This is a genomic window from Phocaeicola abscessus CCUG 55929 (genome assembly GCF_000312445.1).
GTDB classification, from domain to species: domain Bacteria; phylum Bacteroidota; class Bacteroidia; order Bacteroidales; family Bacteroidaceae; genus Phocaeicola; species Phocaeicola abscessus.
This window is the reverse complement of sequence record NZ_HE997186.1, coordinates 147,752-169,384: the sequence shown is the minus strand read 5'-3', so window position 1 is coordinate 169,384 and position 21,633 is coordinate 147,752. Positions and strand designations below refer to the sequence as shown.

The 21,633-nt window shown below is 49.2% G+C and carries 19 protein-coding genes and 3 pseudogenes; 15 read left to right on the top strand and 7 right to left on the bottom strand.

Annotation, left to right across the window (positions count from 1 at the left end; translation table 11 throughout):
• The first annotated feature begins 1 nt into the window (after position 1).
• The 10 genes and pseudogenes from BN102_RS09900 (at position 2) to BN102_RS09855 (ending at position 11,378) form a co-directional block, all read left to right on the top strand.
• Positions 2-1,525: an RNA-directed DNA polymerase gene (locus tag BN102_RS09900; RefSeq protein WP_036787961.1), complete on the top strand. Its 1,524-nt coding sequence runs from the start codon at positions 2-4 to the stop codon at positions 1,523-1,525.
• 186 nt (positions 1,526-1,711) lie between these two features.
• Positions 1,712-2,569: an aldo/keto reductase gene (locus BN102_RS09895; protein ID WP_019208989.1), complete on the top strand. Its 858-nt coding sequence runs from the start codon at positions 1,712-1,714 to the stop codon at positions 2,567-2,569.
• A gap of 148 nt (positions 2,570-2,717) precedes the next feature.
• On the top strand, positions 2,718-3,320 hold the full coding sequence (locus BN102_RS09890) for a flavodoxin (RefSeq protein ID WP_019208987.1): 603 nt from the start codon (positions 2,718-2,720) through the stop codon (positions 3,318-3,320).
• A 17-nt stretch (positions 3,321-3,337) separates the two neighbouring features.
• A complete protein-coding gene (locus BN102_RS09885; protein WP_019208986.1) occupies positions 3,338-3,895 on the top strand; it encodes a maltose acetyltransferase domain-containing protein in 558 nt (185 codons plus the stop codon).
• A gap of 86 nt (positions 3,896-3,981) precedes the next feature.
• Positions 3,982-4,356, top strand: coding sequence for a nuclear transport factor 2 family protein (locus tag BN102_RS09880; protein ID WP_019208985.1), 375 nt, complete (start codon positions 3,982-3,984; stop codon positions 4,354-4,356).
• A gap of 45 nt (positions 4,357-4,401) precedes the next feature.
• Positions 4,402-6,069, top strand: coding sequence for a CocE/NonD family hydrolase (locus BN102_RS09875; RefSeq protein ID WP_036787960.1), 1,668 nt, complete (start codon positions 4,402-4,404; stop codon positions 6,067-6,069).
• A 179-nt stretch (positions 6,070-6,248) separates the two neighbouring features.
• On the top strand, positions 6,249-7,472 hold the full coding sequence (locus BN102_RS09870; RefSeq protein ID WP_051007725.1) for an MFS transporter: 1,224 nt from the start codon (positions 6,249-6,251) through the stop codon (positions 7,470-7,472).
• A 139-nt stretch (positions 7,473-7,611) separates the two neighbouring features.
• Entirely contained in the window at positions 7,612-8,556 is a 945-nt protein-coding gene (locus tag BN102_RS09865; RefSeq protein WP_019208983.1) for a DUF362 domain-containing protein, read from the top strand.
• Positions 8,557-8,563: 7 nt separating this feature from the next.
• Positions 8,564-10,428, top strand: a pseudogene (locus tag BN102_RS11310) (TonB-dependent receptor).
• Positions 10,429-10,550: 122 nt separating this feature from the next.
• Positions 10,551-11,378: pseudogene (locus tag BN102_RS09855) on the top strand (SDR family oxidoreductase).
• A 72-nt stretch (positions 11,379-11,450) separates the two neighbouring features.
• Here the strand turns inward: BN102_RS09855 and BN102_RS09850 are convergent.
• The 4 genes and pseudogenes from BN102_RS09850 to BN102_RS09835 all read right to left on the bottom strand — a co-directional run.
• Entirely contained in the window at positions 11,451-11,783 is a 333-nt protein-coding gene (locus tag BN102_RS09850) for a DMT family transporter (RefSeq protein WP_019208980.1), read from the bottom strand.
• Positions 11,784-11,834: 51 nt separating this feature from the next.
• Positions 11,835-12,905: an alpha/beta hydrolase family protein gene (locus BN102_RS09845; protein ID WP_019208979.1), complete on the bottom strand. Its 1,071-nt coding sequence runs from the start codon at positions 12,903-12,905 to the stop codon at positions 11,835-11,837.
• A 35-nt stretch (positions 12,906-12,940) separates the two neighbouring features.
• On the bottom strand, positions 12,941-13,153 hold the full coding sequence (locus tag BN102_RS09840) for a type II toxin-antitoxin system antitoxin (protein ID WP_019208978.1): 213 nt from the start codon (positions 13,151-13,153) through the stop codon (positions 12,941-12,943).
• Between the two features lie 10 nt (positions 13,154-13,163).
• Positions 13,164-13,337, bottom strand: a pseudogene (locus BN102_RS09835) (SPFH domain-containing protein); the annotation flags it as partial.
• Between the two features lie 281 nt (positions 13,338-13,618).
• Here BN102_RS09835 and BN102_RS09830 point away from each other — a divergent pair.
• Positions 13,619-15,334 (top strand): bifunctional metallophosphatase/5'-nucleotidase, encoded by a 1,716-nt coding sequence (locus BN102_RS09830; RefSeq protein ID WP_019208976.1) that lies wholly within the window; start codon positions 13,619-13,621, stop codon positions 15,332-15,334.
• Between the two features lie 110 nt (positions 15,335-15,444).
• On the opposite strand, the gene pheS is transcribed toward BN102_RS09830, so the two are convergent.
• Complete coding sequence (pheS, locus tag BN102_RS09825) at positions 15,445-16,479, bottom strand: phenylalanine--tRNA ligase subunit alpha (protein ID WP_036788000.1); 1,035 nt, start codon at positions 16,477-16,479, stop codon at positions 15,445-15,447.
• 102 nt (positions 16,480-16,581) lie between these two features.
• On the opposite strand from pheS, the gene BN102_RS09820 reads away from it, so the two are divergent.
• Positions 16,582-17,442, top strand: coding sequence for a DUF4348 domain-containing protein (locus BN102_RS09820; RefSeq protein WP_019208974.1), 861 nt, complete (start codon positions 16,582-16,584; stop codon positions 17,440-17,442).
• Between the two features lie 12 nt (positions 17,443-17,454).
• On the top strand, positions 17,455-18,255 hold the full coding sequence (locus tag BN102_RS09815) for an MBL fold metallo-hydrolase (protein WP_019208973.1): 801 nt from the start codon (positions 17,455-17,457) through the stop codon (positions 18,253-18,255).
• On the opposite strand, the gene nth is transcribed toward BN102_RS09815, so the two are convergent.
• On the bottom strand, positions 18,235-18,882 hold the full coding sequence (gene nth, locus BN102_RS09810) for an endonuclease III (protein WP_019208972.1): 648 nt from the start codon (positions 18,880-18,882) through the stop codon (positions 18,235-18,237). The two genes, BN102_RS09815 and nth, sit on opposite strands and share 21 nt — an antisense overlap.
• A 516-nt stretch (positions 18,883-19,398) precedes the next feature.
• Between nth and queC the strand changes: the two genes are divergently transcribed.
• Together queC and queF are read left to right on the top strand one after the other, a co-directional pair.
• Positions 19,399-20,070, top strand: a complete 672-nt coding sequence (queC, locus tag BN102_RS09805) for a 7-cyano-7-deazaguanine synthase QueC (RefSeq protein ID WP_036787999.1) — start codon at positions 19,399-19,401, stop codon at positions 20,068-20,070.
• A gap of 7 nt (positions 20,071-20,077) precedes the next feature.
• Positions 20,078-20,533: a preQ(1) synthase gene (gene queF, locus BN102_RS09800; RefSeq protein WP_021311112.1), complete on the top strand. Its 456-nt coding sequence runs from the start codon at positions 20,078-20,080 to the stop codon at positions 20,531-20,533.
• A 24-nt stretch (positions 20,534-20,557) separates the two neighbouring features.
• On the opposite strand, the gene BN102_RS09795 is transcribed toward queF, so the two are convergent.
• On the bottom strand, positions 20,558-21,628 hold the full coding sequence (locus BN102_RS09795; protein ID WP_019208969.1) for a DUF2027 domain-containing protein: 1,071 nt from the start codon (positions 21,626-21,628) through the stop codon (positions 20,558-20,560).
• Between the last annotated feature and the right edge of the window lie 5 nt (positions 21,629-21,633).

The following is a 21,633-nucleotide window of genomic DNA, read 5'->3' as shown; positions in this document are numbered from 1 at the left end:
AATGCAAACAATTTTAGAACTTTCAGATATAAAGGCCAGACGGTATTTCTTGGAATCACAGAATTACTGTAATATGCAATTACCTGTTTATATAGACTTTAAACCTGTGTTAGATTATGTTCAGGCGATTGTAGGTACAAAAGAACTTAAAGCTATTCTCAAAAATACTGATAATCCTCCTTCCTCCTTTGAGAATGTAAATCACAAGATATTAATAAAGAAAGATGCACCATATTCTTATAGGCCTATTCAACTGATAAATCCTTATCTATATTACCTCCTTGTCAAAGCAATGACAAACAGGCGTAGTTGGAAAGAGATAAGAGATAGATTTGCAGCACTTAAAGTGCCTAACATAGAAATTGCGAGCATTCCAAAAATTAAAGGAAAGACATACAAATCACATTTATCCGCATCGATAAACTCTTGGTGGGAGAATGTGGAACAAAGAAGTCTCGAGTTAGCATTGTCGTATAGGTATATGTTTGTTACAGATATTACAAATTGCTATGGTGTTATATATACCCACACTATTGCATGGGCTTTAATGGGGAAAGAAGAGGCTAAACAAAAACGTGACAAACATGGGTTGTTGGGTAACCTGATAGATGACTATATACGGTATATGCAATATGGTCAAACTAACGGTATTCCGCAGGGTAGTGTGTTGTCAGATTTTATAGCAGAAATGGTACTTGCATATGCAGATAAAAAACTTGGTGATAGATTAAGTGCTGAAGATATAAATAACTATCGTATTTTAAGATACAGGGATGATTATCGCATCTTTTGTAATTCTAAAGAGGAATCAGAACGTATCGCATTCTGCCTCCAAGAAGTCCTTGCAGAACTTAATTTTCAATTAAATGCTAAAAAGACATATTTGACGGAAGATGTGATAACCGAATCTATAAAGCCAGACAAGGTGGCATATATTTCAGGAATACCCATGTATAGAAAAACACAGAAGAGAATATATTCTACAATGTCGAATCTTCAACAAGAGGCTCTTTATATCCATCAGTTTTCAAAGAAGTATCCTAATAGTGGTACTCTTACTAAACTATTAACAACATTTACTTATAGATTAGCTAATAAATTTGCAGATTGCAATAATATCCATGTTTTAATATCCCTTTTCACTGACATTGCCCTATTTAGCCCAAAAGCGTATAAGATTGCTTTAGTTATCATCAGCAAACTTGTTGATAAAATTCCTATACCTGATGAAAGGGAGCAAATTGTCAATAATATTTATATGAAATTTCAGAGATTTCCAAATATTGGTGAAATTCAAATTTGGATGCAACACATTACTTTCAATTTGCCTCATCCTATTGCATATACTGAGGATATATGTAAAATCGTGAACAACGAAGCTGATGTAGAATTATGGAATAATGATTGGGTCGCTGATGCTTATAAAAATGCGTTTCCGCAATATGATATTTGTATCAAAAGGATAAGAAACAAAATTACTCCTATAATTAATATTGATGAAGTTAGTTTGTTCGACATATATTAAATAATACTCAGATTAGCAAAAGGGACATTTAATTATCTTCATAATCAACAAAGCGATAACATCCAAGATGTTTTCTAATCAATGCTACTCAAATTGAGGAAACATTTTTGTACCATACAAATATAAATCATTGATAATCAATATAGAATATATTTGAAGAAGAAACTAAAAGAGAGGAAATAGACGATGAAGTACGTAACATTGAACAACGGAGTACAGATGCCGCAACTGGGTTATGGCGTGTACCAGGTGGATCCGGCAGAAGCCGAACGATGCGTAAGCGATGCGCTCGGCGTGGGCTACCGGATGATCGACACGGCGCAGGCCTATTACAACGAAGAAGGCGTGGGCGCAGCGGTGAAAAAGAGCGGCATCCCCCGCAGCGAGGTCTTTCTGGTCTCCAAAGTATGGATCAGCCACTACGGGTACGAGCACGCCAAGACGAGCATCGACGAGAGTCTGCGCCGTTTGCGGACCGAATACATCGACCTCATGCTGCTCCACCAGCCTTTCTGCGACTACTACGGCGCCTACCGCGCACTCGAAGACGCCTACCGCAAGGGCAAACTGCGCGCCATCGGCGTGAGCAACTTCCAGCCGAACCATTTCATCGACCTGGCCACCAATGTCGAAATTGTGCCGGCGGTGAATCAGGTGGAGACGCACGTCTTCTGCCAGCAAATCAAAGCCAAGGAATACATGGACGGGTTCGGCACGCGCACCATGTCGTGGGGGCCCCTCGCCGAAGGGCGCAACGGCCTCTTTACTAACCCCGTATTGGAAGAAATCGGCAAGGTGCACGGCAGGAGCGTAGCGCAGGTCGCCCTCCGCTACCTCACTCAGCGCGACGTCATCATCATCCCCAAATCCACGCACCGGAAACGGATGGAAGAGAACTTCAGCATCTACGATTTCGAACTCACCGCCGAGGAGATGGAGCGCATTCGGTCGCTCGACTTGGCCAAGAGCGCTTTCTTCGACCACAACGACCCCGAGACGGTGAAGATGTTCATGGGCTGGAGGAACGGATTCGCAGGAAGATGAAAAAACAGAGCACGTTTATTGCTCCTGCACGGACAATCACGCAGGGCATGGACTCGCCGAAAAACGACGTAGGTCGATGGATCGAGTCCTTGAAAGAAATGACCTGATAAGAGATAAGATAAAAGATAACTCCTCATAAATAATGTGTATGAAACCATTGAAAATATTCATCGCTTTCGCCGTATTGCTGGTTTCCACAGCTTGCAGCGGCAGCACAAAAGAACCGCAGTATAATATGGAAAAAGGAAAAGCATTGATCGTATTCTTCTCCCATGTGGGCGAGAACTACGCAGTCGGAAACATCGAAGTGGGCAACACGAAGATCGTGGTCGACTATATTCAGGAACAGACCGGAGCGGATGTCTTCGAGATCGTCGCCGAAAAGAACTATGATATGCCCTACTCGGAACTGATCAAAGTAGCGCGAGCGGAGAAGGATAACCACGAGCTGCCTGCATTCAAGGGCGCGGTGGACAACATCGACCGGTACGACACCGTCTTCATCGGCGGCCCCATCTGGTGGGGCACCTATCCGCAGGTGATGTTCACTTTCTTCAAACGATACAACCTGAACGGAAAAAAACTCATCCCCTTCACCACCCACGAGGGTAGCGGGCTGGGCAGTACGGTCAAGGACGTGAAGAAACAATACCCCGAAGCCACCGTTACCGGCGCCTTTTCCATCTACGGCCACGAGGTGAGAACGGAAAAAGCAAAGGTACAGCAGTGGCTCAAAGGACTGGGATATTGACAGAAAGGAACAAAAGCATGACTGTATTTGAAGAACTGCGCAGCGGAAAACCTTACGACATACGCGACGAGAAATATCGCGAGGAAGTACACGGCGAGATTGCTCGTTGCCGACACTTGTGTTATGTGATTAACAATACCGACCCCGACGAGCGAGAAAAGATTGCAGAGTTGGAAAACGAACTTTTCGGCGTAAAACTTCAGGAAGGAACATTCTTCACCCCGCCGTTCCAAATAGATTGCGCCTGCAATGTGCATTTAGGCAAAGACGTGTTTGCCAACCACGGACTCACCGTGATGTCGGCAGGTACGGTCATCATCGACGACGGCGTGATGATGGGCCCGGAAGTGGGATTGTTCACCGTGAACCACGATCCGTCGGATGTCCGCATCATCATGACCAGGGAGGTACACATCTGCCGCAACGCTTGGATAGGTTCCCGAGTAAGCGTCATGCCGGGCGTGACAATCGGCGAAGGGGCCATCGTTGCCAGCGGGGCCGTCGTCACTAAAGATGTGGCACCCTACACGTTGGTGGCGGGAGTCCCGGCAAAGTTTATCAAGAAGTTGCGATGAGACGCAAACTATTCCTATCGCTGTCCCTCACTTGTATCCTTTCGGCATGCGGGCAAGGAACAGTTGTTCGTCAAAAATCAACGAAAATGAATGACTCAGACAGGAAACAAATCGAAACGTTATACGGGCGGATGTACAAGGCTTTGATTGAAAAAGACTCGGCTGTGCTCGACGAAGTACATGCCGACGATTTCGTACTTGTGCACATGACCGGCTTGCATCAGTCGAAGTCGGTTTATATTCGTGCCATCATGGACGGAACGCTCAATTATTATAAGGCCGAAGTGCAGCAACTTGACTGCCAAGTGAAAGACAACGAAGCCACGTTTGTTGGCAGAAGTAGAGTGGAGGCGGCTGGCTTCGGCGGCGGCAGACACACGTGGCCCTTGCAACTGAGCTTCCGCTTGAGGAAAGAAAACGGGGAATGGAAATTCGTTCACGCCGAAGCGTCCACCTATTGAAAGAAATATCCGCGAGATGACATCGCACGATTAATAGAATAACAAATGAAGAAGTTTTTTATATTGATTGCGTTCTGTGCGCAAGCCATTGCCGGTCTGGCGCAAACGAAATACCCCGGAGACAAAGGTTGGCAACCAGGACCGCCCGCATTCGGGGCTGAAATAGAGAAAGACGTGCGCATACCCATGGAAGATGGTGTGGTGTTGGATGCCAAGGTGGCTTATCCCACCTCGCTCGCAACGGGCAAACGCGCCGAAGAAACTTTTCCCGTACTGGTGGAATTTACACCTTACGAAGGAGAAGGCGCAGCAGAACGACTACCCTACACCTATCTTACCCAGCGCGGCTACATCGTTGCGCTGGTGCATCCGCGTGGCTCGGGCAAATCCACGGGCGTGCTTCAACAGTTCTCCAGTCGCGATGGCTTAGACGGAAAGGCCGTTGTAGATTGGGCTTCGAAGCTCGACAGCAGCAACGGAAAGGTGGGATTCTACGGCGCATCTTATCCTGGGGCCTTAGCTTTGGCAACCGCTGCCAAGGTGGGAAAGAGCTCTCCGCTGAAAGTCATCATGGCTGGCGCCATCGGTTTGGGTGCCCAATATCGACAGGCATGGACCAACAACGGACTTCCCACCGTGCTGATGATGGGCTATGCCCCACGCGCAAAGGCTTCGATGGGCGGCAACGAGGGTGCGGAAAAGCATTTTGCAGACTTCGACAAGGCCTTTTGGGCTGGTGGCGACCCTGCCTACGACGGGACGTTCTGGCAAGACCGCATTCCCTTGAGATGGAGTCGCGACATTGTAGAGAATGGTATTCCCGTGTTGCAATGGGGCGGTTGGCAAGACCTTAACGAAACGGGAGCCGTTCGCGGGTACGTGGCTTTCCAAAACGCAGTAAGCGGTAGGCCCATCGACAAGCCCATGCAGCGAGGTCAAAAGGTGTCTCCACGCTATCAACTCATCATCGGCGACTGGGGGCACGGCTTGGGAATGGACATCGGCGTTTACCTCGAATGGTTCGATACGTGGCTCAAAGGCAAAGATACAGGCCTTACCAACACCGCCACACCCCTGCATTTATACGAAGCGGGCAGTGAACGCTGGGTTAATCTTGCCGCCTATCCCGCGGTAGATACCTACACAACGTGGTACTTAGGCAGCAATGAAAGCATTGCCCGACGCATGCAGGACACTGGCGAAAGCCGCTTGCGATGGGGAAAACCCGAAGAGAAAGACGGCAAGCTGACCTTCGAAAGCGCAGCGATTACAAACGGAATGACCATCGCCGGCCCGCTTTCGCTGCAACTCTATGCCAAGTCGAGCAACACCAACATGGAGATTTTGGCACGCCTTTACGATGTGGCACCCGACGGAACTACAACCGTTATCACCAAGGGAGCCATGCTGGGGAGCCTCAGCAAGCTGGATCGTCAAGCCACATGGACAGATAAGAACGGCAAAATGGCATGGCCTTGGCCCACGTTAGACAAGGATGTGTATCTCATGCCCAACGAAGTGCAACGCTTCGACATGGCGTTAGAACCCATTCAATACGGCTTGCGGCCCGGGCACAAACTGTGCCTGGGTACTGAGCACGCAAAGTTTGGGCGACAAAAACGTGAACGGTTTCCTATCAGCCGACCCCGGCGACCTCACCGCTCCGCAAAAGAACACCCTACCCGGGGGTACATATACCATTCTTTTCGGTAAGGGCACGCCCATCGCACTCAACATTCCGCAACTGCCATACAACGTCTTCCCCACGGCCAAGTCGGGACGCACGCCCACGGCATGGAGCGAATTGATCCGCGATTTCGATACCGATGGGAAGTTCACCTTGCCTCTGCAATGGTGATTACACCTTAATATAGAGGAGGCACATACACAAGATGAAAGGAAACGAAATACATTACGCCTACGCCATAGTAGCCTGCTGTTGCCTTATCATGGGCATTAACGTGGGGCTGGTTATGAGCTGTGCAGGCATCTTCTATCAGCCTGTGAGCCAAAGTTTGGGCATCTTCGTGGGTGCGCTCGGCCTTTACATGTCGTTCAACTATCTGTTTTCCACGCTCACGCTTCCCTTGGCCGGCCGGCTGATAGAGAAGTGCAGCGCGCGCCTTTTGCTCACGGTGGCCTCGTTGGTGCTGGGCCTTGCGGTGACTTCCATGTCACTTTTCACCGCTGCTTGGCAGTTTTACGCGGCAGGAAACGTCATCGGTATCACCATGGCTTTTCTGCTCTACCTCAGTTTTCCCACAATGGTCAACCGTTGGTTTTGCTCACGCGTGGGCTTTTTCATCGGCGTATGCAGTGCGGCATCGGGCATCGGCGGCATCCTTTTCAACCCCTTGGGCGCATGGCTCATATCCGATTACGGTTGGCGTACGGCCTACGTGGTGTTCGGAGCCATGATATTGTTCATCGTTACGCCGCTCCTTGCCTTCTTCTTGCGCAACTATCCGTCCGAGAAAGGACTTGAACCGCATGGCGAAACGTTGCAAAACACCGCGACGGCAAAGCCTACCGAGGGCGTGGCATACGCCCAAGCCGTGCGTATGCCTGTCTTCTACTGCCTGTTGGTCTTCGCTTTCCTCATGATTTCGGTGTCTACGCTCAACTTGTTCATCCCCAAATACATCACCGACTTGGCCTTCTCGCTCGAACAGGCATCGTTCGTGGCGTCGGCGGTAATGATTGGCGTAACCGTAGGCAAGGTGGTATTGGGGATCATCAACGACCGCAACGCCACGCTGGGCGTAACCGTTACGGTATCGTTAGGCATCTTGGGGCTTCTGCTTCTCATCTTTGGCAAGGCGGGCATAGCCGTTGTTCTCGCTGGCGGTTTTCTCTTCGGGTGGGCCTATGCAGGCGTTACCGTACAGACACCCATGCTGGTGCGCGAAGTGTTTGGCAACCGCAACTACGCCAGCATCTACGCTAACATCTCCATGGCCTTTGCTGTGGGCGGCGCATTGATGGCTGGCGCGTGGGGGCTTCTGGCCGACATCACCTCTTTTCAATTCATCCTCATTCTCGGCGTTGTTTTCCTCGCGCTGTGCGGTATGCTTGGACTGTATGCCCTGAATGCAGGTAAATGCAACAGATTTTAAGTCAAAAAGAGGAGGACCGATGGGACCAAGTGCAACAACTTACAACTAAAAAGAACGAAACAAAGGTACAGACCTACCGCAGTCAAGATTGGATCGCGTTGTTCTCTACTTTATATATAATAACTTAAAACAAAAAGAGATGAAACGATTATTAATGATTTTACTGTGCGTCGTTGCTGCATTAGGCATTTCGGCACAGTCGAAAGTTTACTTTACGAAAGAAATTTCGCCCGAGTCGCTTGTCAAGATATACAAGGCTTTGGGTGTGCCGGCTCACGGGCGCGTGGCCGTGAAAATCAGTACCGGCGAGTCTGGAGGACGCAATTATCTGAAACCGGAACTCATCCGCAGTCTCGTAGACGAGGTGAAAGGCACTATCGTAGAATGCAATACGGCCTATCCCGATAGCCGGAATACGACCGAAGCTCATCGGAAGACTATCCGCGAACACGGTTTCGACGCCATCGCGCAGGTCGACATCATGGACGAGGAGGGCGATATGCGTATCCCCGTGCAGGATACGACGCATATCAAGTACGACATCGTGGGCAATCATCTGAAGAACTACGACTTTATGGTTAATCTCGCTCACTTTAAAGGTCACGCCATGGGCGGTTTCGGCGGAGTGTTGAAGAACGCCAGCATCGGCGTGGCTTCCTTGGCCGGTAAAACTTACATCCATACCGCCGGTAAAGTGCAAAGTCCTGACGAGCTGTGGCAGAACCTACCGGCGCAGGATTACTTCCTCGAGTCGATGGCCGCTGCTGCACAAGCCGTACACGATCATTTCGGAGCGGGAAACATCGTTTACATCGACGTGATGAACAACATGAGCGTAGACTGCGACTGCGATTCCCATCCGGCCGATCCCAAGCTGAAAGATATGGGGATTTTGGCAAGTGCCGATCCCGTAGCTTTAGACCAGGCCTGCCTCGACTTGGTGTTCAACCACAAGGCGGCTCCCGGCGACGACAATAAACCGCTCATCGAACGCATCAACCGTCAGCACGGCATCCACATCGTAGACTATTCCGAGCGGATTGGGCTGGGCAGCAGACAATACGAGCTGGTAGAGCTGAAATAATTCTCTTATGAAGAGATGCTATATGTTAGTTGCCGCGGCCGGCATCGTCCTTTCTGCGTATGCCGATGGAAACCCCATAGACACGACAATCTATCGGCTGAATGATGTCGTGGTGACGGGAACGCGCAATCGTACCGACCTCCGGCACCTGCCGATGACGCTCTCCGTGATCGGGCGCGAGGCGCTGACGCAGGATTACCGGCAGTCGGTACTGCCCACGCTCACGGAACAGATAGCTGGTCTTTTCATCACCTCGAGAGGGCTGCTGGGCTACAGCGTGAGCACCGGCTCGGCGGGCAGCATCAAAGTGCGCGGCGTGGGCGGCGGAGCCTCGCTGCTCGTGCTTGTCGACGGACTGCCGCAGTATGCCGGCCTGTACGGCCATCCCGTTGTTGACACCTATCAAACCATGCTGGCCGAACGAGTGGAAGTACTGCGCGGTCCTGCCTCGACGATCTATGGCAGCAATGCGATGGGCGGCGTGGTGAACATCGTGACGCGACAGATGCGTGAAAACGGCATGGCTTCCGACATCAATCTGCAAGGCGGCTCGTACGGAACGCTCGAGGGGAGTGCCACCATGCGTTTCCGCAGCAATAAGTTTTTCGGTATTGCCGGAGCGAACTGTGGTCGTACCGATGGCCATCGGACGAACTCGGCATTCGAACAGACGGCCGGATTCGTGAAACTCGGCTATGACCTCACGCCCGCATGGACATTGAGCGGCAATGTGGACGTAACCTATTTTGAAAGCTCCAATCCGGGCGAGACATCCAATCCGTACATCGACAACGACATGAGGATAACCCGCGGAATGGCCGCCCTGTCGCTCACCAACGATTACGGAAAGACGTCGGGAGCCCTGCGCGTGTTCAACAACTGGGGGCATCACCACATCAACGACGGATACCATCCGGGCGGAACGCCACGCACGGCCTATTACATCCATGACGACAAGAGGGCGGGCTGTCGCTCTATCAGTCTGCATCGTTCTTCACCGGCAACCGGATTACGTTGGGTATGGACTTTCAACATTTCGGCGGCGAGGCTTGGAACAAGGCCATGAGCGGCGACAAGCGCACGGAGCTTGCCCACAAGACCGTAAATGAAGTGGCCGGATATGTCGACTTCCGCCAAGATCTCGCCTCGTGGATTACGCTCGATGCCGGCATACGGCTCGATCATCACTCGGTAGCCGGCAATGAATGGGTGCCGCAGGGCGGTTTCACTTTCCGATTACCTCACGTAGAGCTACGAGCAATGGTCAGCAAAGGTTTCCGCCATGCCACGTTGCGCGAACTCTATATGTTCCGGCCGGCCAACAGCGCGCTTAAACCCGAACGGCTGATGAACTACGAACTCTCTTACAAACAGCGACTGTTGCGGGGCCGTCTGTTGTTGGGAACTAATGTGTTTTATCTGAAAGCCGACGAACTCATTTCCACGGTAATGGTCGGCGGCAAACCGCTCAACATGAACACGGGAAAAACGGAGAATACGGGCTTCGAGTTGGAGGTCGACTATTCCGCAAACCGACATCTGCGGCTGAACGGCAATTACAGCTATCTGCACATGAGCCGTCCGCAAATAGCGGCTCCTCGGCACAAACTCTATGCAGGGGGGCGATACGAAGCCGGCCGGTTCGGACTGAACGCCGGCTTGCAGTGGATCGACGGACTTTACACGGCCGTGGGCAACGACGAACAGAAGGAGAATTTCGTCTTACTGAACCTGACGGCCGACTGTCGCATGGGCAAAGGAGTACGTCTCTTCGTCAAAGGAGAGAACCTATTGGCACAGCGATATGAGATTCTGGCGGGCTTCCCTATGTCGCGAGCTACGTTTATGGGCGGTATTGGCTGGGTGTTCTGAGCACCGCTTGCCGGAACGCGAGCTGCTGACCGATATAAATGAAGCAGGATTGGATAGCGGATGCATCCGAAAGGAGCAGCTCTTTTCAAATAGATAAAATTTTAATTTGAAATATGATTGAGATGAAGAAAGACGTAATGATACTGACCGGTGCCGGTCAGATTGGTATGGCGATAGCCCGTCGTATAGGCTATGATATGAAGATCGTCGTGGGTGACAGACGCAAAGAGAACGCCGAAGCCACAGCCGATGTGATGAACAAAGCAGGCTTCGATGCGGTGGCTGTGGAGACGGACATCGCTTCGAGAGCATCCGTTCTCGCTACGATAGTCGATGCACAAAAATACGGTGACGTGGCGATGCTCGTCAATTCGGCAGGCGTGTCGCCGAGTCAGGCACCGATAGAAGCGATATTGAAAGTAGACCTTTACGGCACGGCGGTGCTACTCGAAGAGGTGGGCAAGGTCATCCGACCGGGCGGTACAGGCATAACCATCTCCAGCTAGTCGGGCCACCGCATACCTATCCTTACGGCGGAGGAAGACGAACTGCTGGCTGTTACTCCGACGGACGAATTGCTCGCCCTCGATATGCTGCAGCCTGAAAACATCAAGGACACGCTGCACGCCTACCAGATGGACAAGCGCTGCAACGTGAAGCGCGTCATGGCTGAGGCCGTCAGATGGGGTGCACGCGGCGCACGCATCAACTCCATCTCGCCAGGTATCATCGTCACGCCGCTGGCGCTCGACGAATTCAACGGTCCGCGCGGTGATTTCTATAAGAATATGTTCGCTAAATGTCCAGCCGGACGTCGAGGAACGGCTGATGAAATAGCCAATGTGGCCGAATTGCTGATGAGCGACCGCGGCGCTTTCATCACCGGAACCGACTTTCTCGTCGACGGCGGTACCACGGCTTCCTACTTTTACGGCCCGTTGAAGCCTTAAACAGGAAAAAGAAGCGATAACCCATCCCGGAAAAATCATCGATCATCCCAAGGAAATTAGATCGAAGATCAGCTAATGTACGTTCATCTTCGAAAACAGATTGATGACGATTACGCCCGCGACGATCAACAGCAGGCCAATGGCAGCCGGAATGTCCAGAACCTGTTTGAAAACGAAAATTCCGACAAGCATAACCAATACGATACCGAATCCTGCCCAAATGGCATAGGCGATACCCACAGGTATGGTGCGTAAGGCAAGGCTTAGCGTATAGAACGACAGGCAGTAGCCGACAAGTGCCAGAACGGTAGGTATCAGCTTCGTGAACTGTTCCGATTTGTTGAGCATCGACGTGGCGAACGTCTCGCTGGCGATTGCCGCTAAAAGGAATAAAAAATTCTTCATCTTAATCTGAGTCGACAGAGAGAGTGGGGAACGGATGGCCGACCTCGAACTTCACTTCGAGGTCTGGTTAATCCAGTTCGCCACATCCTCGAGTACTTCGGGGGCAATGGTTTCTTCGATATTGGCATATTCCGCCGGATTGCCCGTTTCACTGTGTTGGAAGAGATGATTCAATCCCGGATATTCCTTTATCAGGTTTTGCGTATTGGCTGGCAGTAAAGTTTGGATAGCTTCCAAATTGGTTTTCGCATCTATTTGCATATCCTTGCTCCCATTGATGGCCATGACGGGGCAATGAGTCTTTGCTATGTCTTTTCCCGGGTCGTAACTGATGAAATAACGGGACCATGGATTGCTCAGTTTGATCACCATGACCAGATTTTGTTCTAAGGAAGGAGGGAGCTTGGCTTGGGTCTTTTCGATCAGTTCCTTGACAAGTTCTTTCGGATTGGCGATATCGGGTTTAGCCAATTGCGCCTGAAAAATCTCTTTCAGTACGTTGCAGTAGTCCGTACAAACCTGATCGGGAATGCCGGACATACTTAACAGGGTTTTGTTTTGTGTCAATAAAACAAGGTCTCCCCGCACGCTGCTTCCGGCTAAACTGACCACGAAATCGACTGATTTTCTGCTTGCCAGCATGAATGCGATACTTCCGCCCTCGCTATGTCCTATCACTCCGATCTTACCGAATTGGCCCGATTTCTTTAAGAAATCTATCCCGGCAAGGGCATCTTTCATGAAGGTTTCCGTCGTGGCTTCCATAACGTTTCCTGTCGATTTCCCGAAGTTCCGATCGTCGTAGCGTAGGCTGGCAATGCCGTGCTTGGCCAAATAGTCGGCGATGACTAAGAAGGGTTTATGTCCGAACAGTTCTTCGTCTCGATTCTGCAAACCGCTGCCCGATATCATCAAAACGACAGAGACGGCATTCTTTTCCATCTTTTCATATCCGAAGGGATAGGAGAGTGTTCCTGAAAGGACGGCATGGTCTTCCGCGTTGGTGAAACTGACCTCTTCCGTAGCGTAGGCGTAAGGAGGGAGAGGTGTTTGCTTCTTTTCCTGTCCATGGACACCTAAGGCCATGAGTACCAAAATGATGCTGAGAATAATTTTTTCCATAAGAACGATGTCTTGATTGAATGATAATTATTTAATTAACTGTTTTCTTGTTCATTGGATGTTTTCGGCGACAAAGACATCCTTTTGTCTTTTCTCAATCTGCCGTTTTTACGTAACGCCTCGGTGATGATCCATTGCAATTGTCCGTTGGTAGAGCGGAACTCCTCGACCGCCCACTTCTCGATGGCATTCATCATTTCGGTATCCATCCTGAGAATGAAGTTTTTCGTCGTTTCTTTCTTCGGCATAATGAAAGGTTTACATGTTCAGTGTTCCTGAGTTCACCACCGATTGTACCGGTTCGTCGGTGTAGAAAATCATCCTTAGGTTGCCCACCATCGCCGTTTTCTTATCTTCGTCCAATTCGACGATTTTCTCGGCGGATAATTTATCGAGCACCGTTTTTACCATCGATACGGCACTTTCTACGATTGTCCTCATATCTTTATCGTTTTAATATCATTTTGATATTACAAATTACAAGAGTTTTATCCTGATAAGCAAACGAATCGGTTATGTTATGCAGCATAAAGACGAAAATAGTCTTGCCTGTTTCAATGGTATTTGTCGGAAGGGCTTGCTTCGTTTCAATAACGATGATTTCTCGATTTCACGGACGATAAATGCGGAAGGTTATGGTCGGGAGCATTTCTCCTTTTCTGTTTTATTGCCTATCTTTACGAGGCAGTTCGTTTGGTAGCGTTTGAGAGAGAATGAAAGCAAGCCATAAGGATAAGACCCGTAAAGTAGTACTGAAATTGATAGAGACTACCGACGTGCACGGTAACTTTCTGGGGTATGATTTTATCAATGATCGTGCCTACCAAGGAGGATTGGGTAAAGTGGACGCCTACGTTCGCCGGCAACGGAGATTGTGGGGAGAGGAGCATTGCGTGCTTTTCGACGGAGGCGATATCTTAGAGGGACAGCCTTGCGCTTATTATGCCAATTTTATTGACAAAAGTACCTGTCATTTGGCTGCGGATGTGATGAACTTTATGAAATACGATGCGGTAGTCTTTGGAAATCATGACTTTGAAGTCGGCCATGAGGTGTATGATAAATGGTTGAACGATATGCAATGTCCCGTATTGGGAGCCAACATTCTTCGGCAATCGAACGGCCGTCCCTATACGAAACCTTACACCCTCATCGTGAAAGATGGTGTCCGTATCGCCGTGTTGGGATTGATTACTCCCGCTATCCCAATGTGGCTGCCGGAAAAATTTTGGTCAGGCATTTACTTCGGTGATATCGTAGGTTCCGCACGGGAATGGGTTTCGAAGATCGAAGAAGAGGAGTGTCCAGATGTGATGGTCGGGTTGTTTCATACCGGTTTGAAGGAAGAAGGGTTCAACGGGTTCAATGAGAATGCTGCCGAAGAGATCGCTACGGAAGTAGCCGGGTTTGATGTCATCTTCTTTGGACACGATCATCGTTCTTGTTCGAAAGAGGTTTTGAATAAGGCGAACGGGAAGACGGTCTTGCTTTTGAATGCGGGCGGGACGACCACTCATGTCGCCGAAGCGTTGATTACCTGCGTCGTTTCGGACACCGGTGCGGAGATGCTGTATAAAAGCGGACAGATAGTATCTGTGATGGCTTATCCGGTAGATTTGGCGTTTGCCAGGCGATATGCGAACTATAAGAAAGCAGTCAAACGCTTTGTCGGGCAAAAGATCGGGCGACTGACGACTCCCATTTACGCTGTGGATTATTTTTTCGGACCGTCCCCCTTGGGTGATTTGCTCCATGAGGTACAAATGAAAGGGATGGATGCCGACATCTCTTTTGCCGCTCCGTTAACGTACGATGAGGTCGTCGCTGAAGGAGAGGTATGTATCCGAGATACATTCCGTCTTTACCGTTATGAAAACTTGATCGAGCTCGTGCGTTTGACGGGAAGAGAAGTGCGGGGAGCGTTGGAACGCTCGTACGACTTGCTGACGGATGCCGGAGCCGAAGGATCGGTGGGTAAGGTTTTGCATATTATTTCCGTACACAAAAATTATTTTTTGGGAGCCTTCAGCCCTTTCTTGATCACTGCCGCCGGCATCGTTTACGAAGTCGACTTGACGAAACCGATGGGAGAGAAAGTGCGTATTCTCCGCCATGCGAACGGTACTCCTTTCGATTACGACAGGGAATACCGCGTAGTCGTGAATTCCTACATCGGAAGCGGCGGCGGCGGTATCCTTACCTGCGGCGCCGACCTGACGCTGGAAGAACTTGCTTCGAGAATCATTCTGATTACGCAGCGAGACATCCGTTCGCGCATCATCGATTTCTTCAAAGAGACGAAGGAACCTGCGGCGATACCCTCGCGGACCGACTGGCGGTTCGTTTATGATCAGGAAACCGGCGACGCACTTCGCTCGGATAAGAATTTGTTGATTCGCCCGAAGAGGCGGGCAAAACAGGAGGAATGAATTCGGAAAGTTACGAAAGGAACCTGCGGGAACGACATCGGATTGTCATTATGTCAAAAAATCGATGATTTTTCGAACTTGACCTTTTGCCGGCGGATGTGCGGTGAAGTTCAGTATGCCGGCTGAAACTCTTTCAGGAAGCGGATATCGTTTTCGGAGAACAGGCGTAAGTCGTTTACGCGATATTTCAGGTTCGCAATGCGTTCGACACCCATTCCGAAAGCATAACCGGAATAAACATGACTGTCGATGCCGTTCGCCTCGAACACATTCGGGTCGACCATGCCGCAACCGAGGATTTCCACCCAGCCCGTACCTTTGCAGAAAGCGCATCCGGCTCCGCCGCAGATATTACAGCTGATATCCATCTCTGCGCTCGGTTCCGTAAAGGGGAAGTAAGAAGGGCGTAGACGAATTCGGGTGTCCGGCCCGAACATTTCCTGCGCGAAAAGCAACAACACTTGTTTCAAATCGGCGAACGACACGTTCTTGTCGACATATAGCCCTTCTACCTGATGGAAGAAGGCGTGAGCGCGGTAACTGATCGCTTCGTTGCGATATACGCGTCCGGGACAAATCACGCGAATGGGTGGTTTCCGTACTTCCATCTCGCGCGCCTGTACGGAGGAAGTATGGGTGCGGAGGAGGATGTTCTTGGAGATTTCGTCGGGGTTGGACTCGATGAAGAAGGTATCTTGCATATCGCGGGCAGGATGGTCTTTCGCAAAGTTCATGGAAGAGAATACGTGCCAGTCGTCTTCGATTTCAGGACCAGTAGCGATGGTAAAGCCCAAGCGATTGAAGATGTCGATGATCTGGTTCTTCACGATGCTTAACGGATGGCGGGTGCCGAATGCAATCGGGTAAGCCGTGCGGGTCAGGTCTAAGTGACTTGTGCCGTTGTCTTTCGCCTCGAAAGATTGCTTCAGTACAGCGATTTTTTCCTGAACCTGCTGTTTCAGTTCATTCAATCTCATGCCGACTTCGCGTTTCTGGTCGGCGGCTACGTTTCGGAAATCGGTCATCAGGGCATTGATCTCGCCTTTCTTGCTCAGATACTTGATGCGAAGGGCTTCCAATTCTTCCGCATTCGATGCATGAATATCTTTTATCTCTTGAAATAATCGCTCTATTTTATCGATCAGCATAGTGTTATTTTTTATTGGGTGCAAATGTAAGGATTTAAACGGAATATTTTGTGGAAAAGGAGAAAAAAGGATATTTTTGTATCGAATTTGTCGAGAAAAATGAGAGGATTAGTATGGAGTGTCGTCGCCGTTTTGCTGATGAACTCCTGTAAAAATATCAATAAGGCGAACGATTCGATAGGTGCTGCGGCCGATTCGTCCGGATTGGCCGCAATTGATGATTCTTTGGCTGAAATCGGCATCGGGCAGGAAGAGCGTATTCCTCTTACCGTCGACGAGAGCTTTACCGATTTTATCTACAGCTTTACGCGGGATGCCAAGATGCAGAAGTCGCGTATAATTTTTCCTTTGATTTGTAGAGATGCTGTTCGGAAATCGTTTATCGATAAAAACGAGTGGGAATTCGATCCTATTTTCAGTCGCATGGAGGTCTATACCATTATTCGTAACGAAAACGCCGATGCCGGGGTGGAAAAGGATACCACCGCAACGAATGCGCAAGTGGAATGGATCCTCTTAAAGAAGAGAGAGATTAAACGCTATTCGTTCGAACGGACGAAAGGGGGCTGGATGCTGCATGCCATCGATTTCGTGAATCTGGCAGAGAGGGATTCAATAGCGGACGGCGAAGAGTTCTACAACTTCTATTCTCGTTTTGCCAATGACAGCGCTTTTCAGGCCGCCCGCGTGGCCGACCCGTTGAAATATGTCACCTTTGATCCGGACGATGAATTCTCCGTATGGGAGACAACCCTCGATGCCGGACAGTGGTTTGCCTTCTCTCCGCCCATTCCGAAAGATACTTTGACAAATGTGATTTATGGCCGGCCTGAACCTGCCGAATCGAACCTGCGGATTATGGAATTGAAAGGGAACGGCAACGGCTTCGACAATACTCTCTATTTTAAACGTCGCAAAGGCCGGTGGAAATTGGTAGAGTTCGACGATCTGAGCGATTAAACATACGCAAGGATGAAGATAACGATATTAGGAACCGGAACATCGACCGGCGTACCCGAAGTGGGGTGTACGTGCCCCGTTTGTACCAGCAAGGATTCGCATGACAATCGGCTTCGCTGTTCCGGGATCATCGATGTGAACGGAGTACGTATACTGATTGATTGCGGCCCCGATTTCCGGGAGCAAATGATACGCCTGAATGATTTCAGAGCCATCGATGCGGTATTGTTGACTCACGAACATTACGACCACGTCGGAGGGATAGACGATCTCCGCCCTTGGGGACGGCTCCGAGATATTCCTCTTTATGCGGATCATCGCACTTACGCCCATCTTCGTCAACGTATTCCCTATTGTTTCGGAGACCGTCTTTATCCGGGTGTCCCGAAGATTACGCTGACCGAGATATTTCCCGATATCCCTTTCAAGGTGAGCAGCGTGAGCGGCGCTGAAGCGGAGATCTTGCCTTTGCTCGTTATGCATGGCGAGATGCCGATCTTAGGTTATCGCATCGGCAAGATGGCATGGATCACCGATATGCTTGCAATGCCTGAGGAGGAGTACGAGAAACTTCATGGATTGGATCTGCTGATTATGAATGCTTTGCACTGGGCAGCGCATCCTGCTCATCAAAATTTGGAACAGGCTTTGCAGAATGCCCGGCGGATAGGCGCTGAGGAAACCTATTTCATCCACATGAGTCATAAGATGGGGTTGCATGCCGTGATCGACGAACAGTTGCCTCCGCATATCCATCTCGCCTACGATGGTCTGACGTTGGAAAAGCCTGATTTACGGTACATGCGCCGTTAGGGAATACTTGCAAATCCCATTTAATCCGCACACTTCACATTTGGGTCGGCGCGCTTGGCAGATGTAGCGTCCGTGCAGCAGCAACCAATGGTGAGCGATCGCAATTTCTTCGGTAGGGATGTATTTTTCCAGGTATTTTTCGGTGGCTAAAGGAGTGGTGCAGGTATCGGGAACCAATCCGATGCGATGACTCACGCGGAAGACATGCGTGTCGACCGGCATGACGGCTTGTTTGAAGACGACGCTCAACATCACGTTGGCCGTTTTCCGGCCTACTCCCGGCAACTTGATCAAATCGTCCATATTATCGGGTACTTCGCTATGGAAATCTGCGACCAACATCTTCGCCATCTCGACCAAATGCTTCGCCTTGCTGTTCGGATAGCTCACGCTGCGAATATATGCATAGATCACTTCGGGGGTTGAGGTGGCGAGCGCTTCGGGGGTGGGGAAGTCGCGATAGAGTGGAGGAGTAATCAGGTTTACTCGCTTATCGGTACATTGAGCGCTCAGAATGACGGCGATGATCAATTCGTACGGATTCTTGAAATGAAGTTCCGTCTTTGCTTGCGGAATCTCCTCTTTTAAATAGGAAAGGGTCTTGCTGTATAATTCTTTCTTATTCATAGCATCTGACTTTATCTCGCAAAGTTAGTATAATTTTAATCCCATTCGAACGTGGTGACGAGAAACTTTTCTGCACATCAAATTTATTTCCAGACCTGGAGTTTGGATCCGGAAATAAAATATATTCAGGAAAGAGAGAAGAATATCTCTGAGTTATTTTAACACTTTCTCATTCAATACTTTTGAACGCGTAGAGAACGTAATGTCCTGACGCTCGATAGGGTATTCACCCATTCTTTATCATTACATCCGCTCAAAGTTACAACGAAAGTATGGAGGAATACGATAATAACTTTTTTTACATATCGTCGTGTTTAACAGTTTATGAAATTCTGTAATACCTGGATTTTCGAAATACTGCGTAAGGAAGTGGATTATTTTTTGTGATGTTCGATTTTTAAGTAAATGTAAAAAGCGAGTTGGACCGATTATGAATAATGTGTAACTTTGCAGCGTCGAGAAGATGCCGTGAATAACGGTCGTGTAATCCAGATTAACCACGAAAAAACAGGAATGATGAATAACGAAGATGCATTGGTAGTATTCAGCGGAGGACAAGATTCTACTACTTGTCTGTTCTGGGCGAAGAAATATTTTCGTCGTGTATTTGCAATCACATTTATTTACGGACAGAAGCATGTGAACGAGGTAGAGATCGCTAAGGCTATCGCCGCCAAGGCTGATGTCGATATTTACGTGGTGGACGTCTCTCTTATCGGGAAGTTGGGAGCCAATTCGCTCACTGATGCTTCCATCGTGATGGATCGGGAGAAACCTGCTGACACCTTCCCCAACACATTCGTCCCGGGGCGTAATCTCTTTTTCTTGAGTATCGCCGCCATCTATGCTCGTGAAAAAGGAATACGCCATTTGGTGACTGGCGTTTCGCAAACTGATTACAGCGGGTATCCCGATTGTCGAGATGCCTTTGTCAAGTCGTTGAATGTGACGTTGGACTTAGCTATGGATGCGCAGTTTGCAATTCATACGCCACTGATGTGGATAGATAAATCGCAGACTTGGGAATTGGCTGATAAATTGGGAGTGCTCGATTTGGTCCGCCATGAAACGTTGACGTGTTATAATGGCATTCCCGGCGACGGATGCGGTCATTGCCCGGCCTGTAAGCTGCGTCGCGAAGGATTAGAGAAGTATTTGAAGATAAAAACAGAACGCGAAACAAAATAGATGATCGATGGAAAGAAGAGATGAATTAACTCAATTGGGACGGCAGACGGCGTACAGGACGGATTATGCCCCTGAAACGTTAGAGACATTTGTGAACAAACATCCGGAGAACGATTATTGGGTTCGGTTTAATTGTCCCGAGTTTACCAGTTTATGCCCGATTACCGGTCAGCCTGACTTTGCCGAGATACGCATCGAATACCTGCCGGATGTAAAGATGGTGGAAAGCAAGAGTTTGAAGCTATACCTTTTCAGCTTCCGCAATCACGGCGATTTTCATGAAGACTGTGTGAACATCATCATGAAAGACTTGATAAAACTGATGGATCCGAAATATATCGAAGTAGCAGGGATATTTACTCCACGAGGCGGCATCAGTATTTATCCGTATTGTAACTACGGTCGTCCCGGTACCAAATACGAGGAGCTGGCCGCATACAGGCTGAAGATTCATGATAGGTAGGAGTAACCGATAGGAATATACGCCTCAATGAACAGTAACCATTGTGGCTCCGAACCCGTATTCGCGGAAGGAGGCATCTTGGCTACTGCATTTTTTATATTTGTAATTCAGTTCTTTCAATAACGCATTGCGGAGGGTGCCGTCGCCTTTCCCATGGATGAAGACGATGCGTTGTCCTTGCTTATTTTTGTATGTTTCCATGGTTTTTCGGAATACATCCAACTGATAGTCTAAGATATCCCCGCTACTCATTCCTATGGTCGTCTCCAACAGTTCATGGGCGTGGAGATCTATTTCGAGGATGCCGTCTTTCATGCTTTTTGTTTCCTGTTTCCGGTGAGAGTGTCGTTCCGTCGGTTGCTTTTGCAGCAACGATTCTCTGATTTCGTAGGCGTTCAGGGCGATTTGCTGGGCTGGGATATCGTCTTTGACGATGTCGTAGATCAGCGAAGGTTCCTCAAAGTAAATGCTTTTTCCGAAAGTGTGCAATTTGTAGAACTTGATCGTATCTATACGCCATTGAACGGAAACGGCCGGTTTCAATGTAAACCCTTTGTTATCCTTAAAGGCGATGAGTTGCACGGCTACGTGTTCCAGGTCGTTGAGCTCTGTGATTCCGAATTCCTCGAGATGAGATTTCGTGTTGGGGGCGATCGATCCCTGATTGCGGATTTTCCAACTTTGTCCTTCGGCGGAGAGATAGGTGTAGCAAATGGTATAATTGCTGTCGTTGATCAAATAGGCATCGAAAGTGGTGGTCGTAATCATCTTTACATCTTCAGGCACGAAAGCCAGAAACACATTCAAGGCATCGCCGCCTTTTCGTTCAGCGGGACGATAGGCGATTGGATGATTTTCTTCTTCGCGAAAGATCTTCTGCGAAGTTTTCACTTCTTGTACTTGGGCAGAATGAGGGACGTTCGTCGTCGGATTTACCTGATAGTTGTCGCTGTCGATGACGATTAAATCTTTAATAGGAGTAGGTATTTCAAACCCGTCTCCATCTTCGACCAATACAATGTTTTTACCTTGAAAGCCGGTTATTTTCCCTCCCCCTACTTCACTAAGGAAGCGCACTTTATCTCCTATTTTCATCTTAT

Bases quoted from the DNA above. Each gene is read 5' to 3' on its own strand.
- BN102_RS09900 (WP_036787961.1), top strand. From the start codon at position 2: ATGCAAACAATTTTAGAACTTTCAGATATAAAGGCCAGACGGTATTTC.
- BN102_RS09895 (WP_019208989.1), top strand. From the start codon at position 1,712: ATGAAGTACGTAACATTGAACAACGGAGTACAGATGCCGCAACTGGGT.
- BN102_RS09890 (WP_019208987.1), top strand. From the start codon at position 2,718: ATGAAACCATTGAAAATATTCATCGCTTTCGCCGTATTGCTGGTTTCC.
- BN102_RS09885 (WP_019208986.1), top strand. From the start codon at position 3,338: ATGACTGTATTTGAAGAACTGCGCAGCGGAAAACCTTACGACATACGC.
- BN102_RS09880 (WP_019208985.1), top strand. From the start codon at position 3,982: ATGAATGACTCAGACAGGAAACAAATCGAAACGTTATACGGGCGGATG.
- BN102_RS09875 (WP_036787960.1), top strand. From the start codon at position 4,402: ATGAAGAAGTTTTTTATATTGATTGCGTTCTGTGCGCAAGCCATTGCC.
- BN102_RS09870 (WP_051007725.1), top strand. From the start codon at position 6,249: ATGAAAGGAAACGAAATACATTACGCCTACGCCATAGTAGCCTGCTGT.
- BN102_RS09865 (WP_019208983.1), top strand. From the start codon at position 7,612: ATGAAACGATTATTAATGATTTTACTGTGCGTCGTTGCTGCATTAGGC.
- BN102_RS09850 (WP_019208980.1), bottom strand. From the start codon at position 11,783: ATGAAGAATTTTTTATTCCTTTTAGCGGCAATCGCCAGCGAGACGTTC.
- BN102_RS09845 (WP_019208979.1), bottom strand. From the start codon at position 12,905: ATGGAAAAAATTATTCTCAGCATCATTTTGGTACTCATGGCCTTAGGT.
- BN102_RS09840 (WP_019208978.1), bottom strand. From the start codon at position 13,153: ATGCCGAAGAAAGAAACGACGAAAAACTTCATTCTCAGGATGGATACC.
- BN102_RS09830 (WP_019208976.1), top strand. From the start codon at position 13,619: ATGAAAGCAAGCCATAAGGATAAGACCCGTAAAGTAGTACTGAAATTG.
- BN102_RS09820 (WP_019208974.1), top strand. From the start codon at position 16,582: ATGAGAGGATTAGTATGGAGTGTCGTCGCCGTTTTGCTGATGAACTCC.
- BN102_RS09815 (WP_019208973.1), top strand. From the start codon at position 17,455: ATGAAGATAACGATATTAGGAACCGGAACATCGACCGGCGTACCCGAA.
- nth (WP_019208972.1), bottom strand. From the start codon at position 18,882: ATGAATAAGAAAGAATTATACAGCAAGACCCTTTCCTATTTAAAAGAG.
- queC (WP_036787999.1), top strand. From the start codon at position 19,399: ATGAATAACGAAGATGCATTGGTAGTATTCAGCGGAGGACAAGATTCT.
- queF (WP_021311112.1), top strand. From the start codon at position 20,078: ATGGAAAGAAGAGATGAATTAACTCAATTGGGACGGCAGACGGCGTAC.
- BN102_RS09795 (WP_019208969.1), bottom strand. From the start codon at position 21,628: ATGAAAATAGGAGATAAAGTGCGCTTCCTTAGTGAAGTAGGGGGAGGG.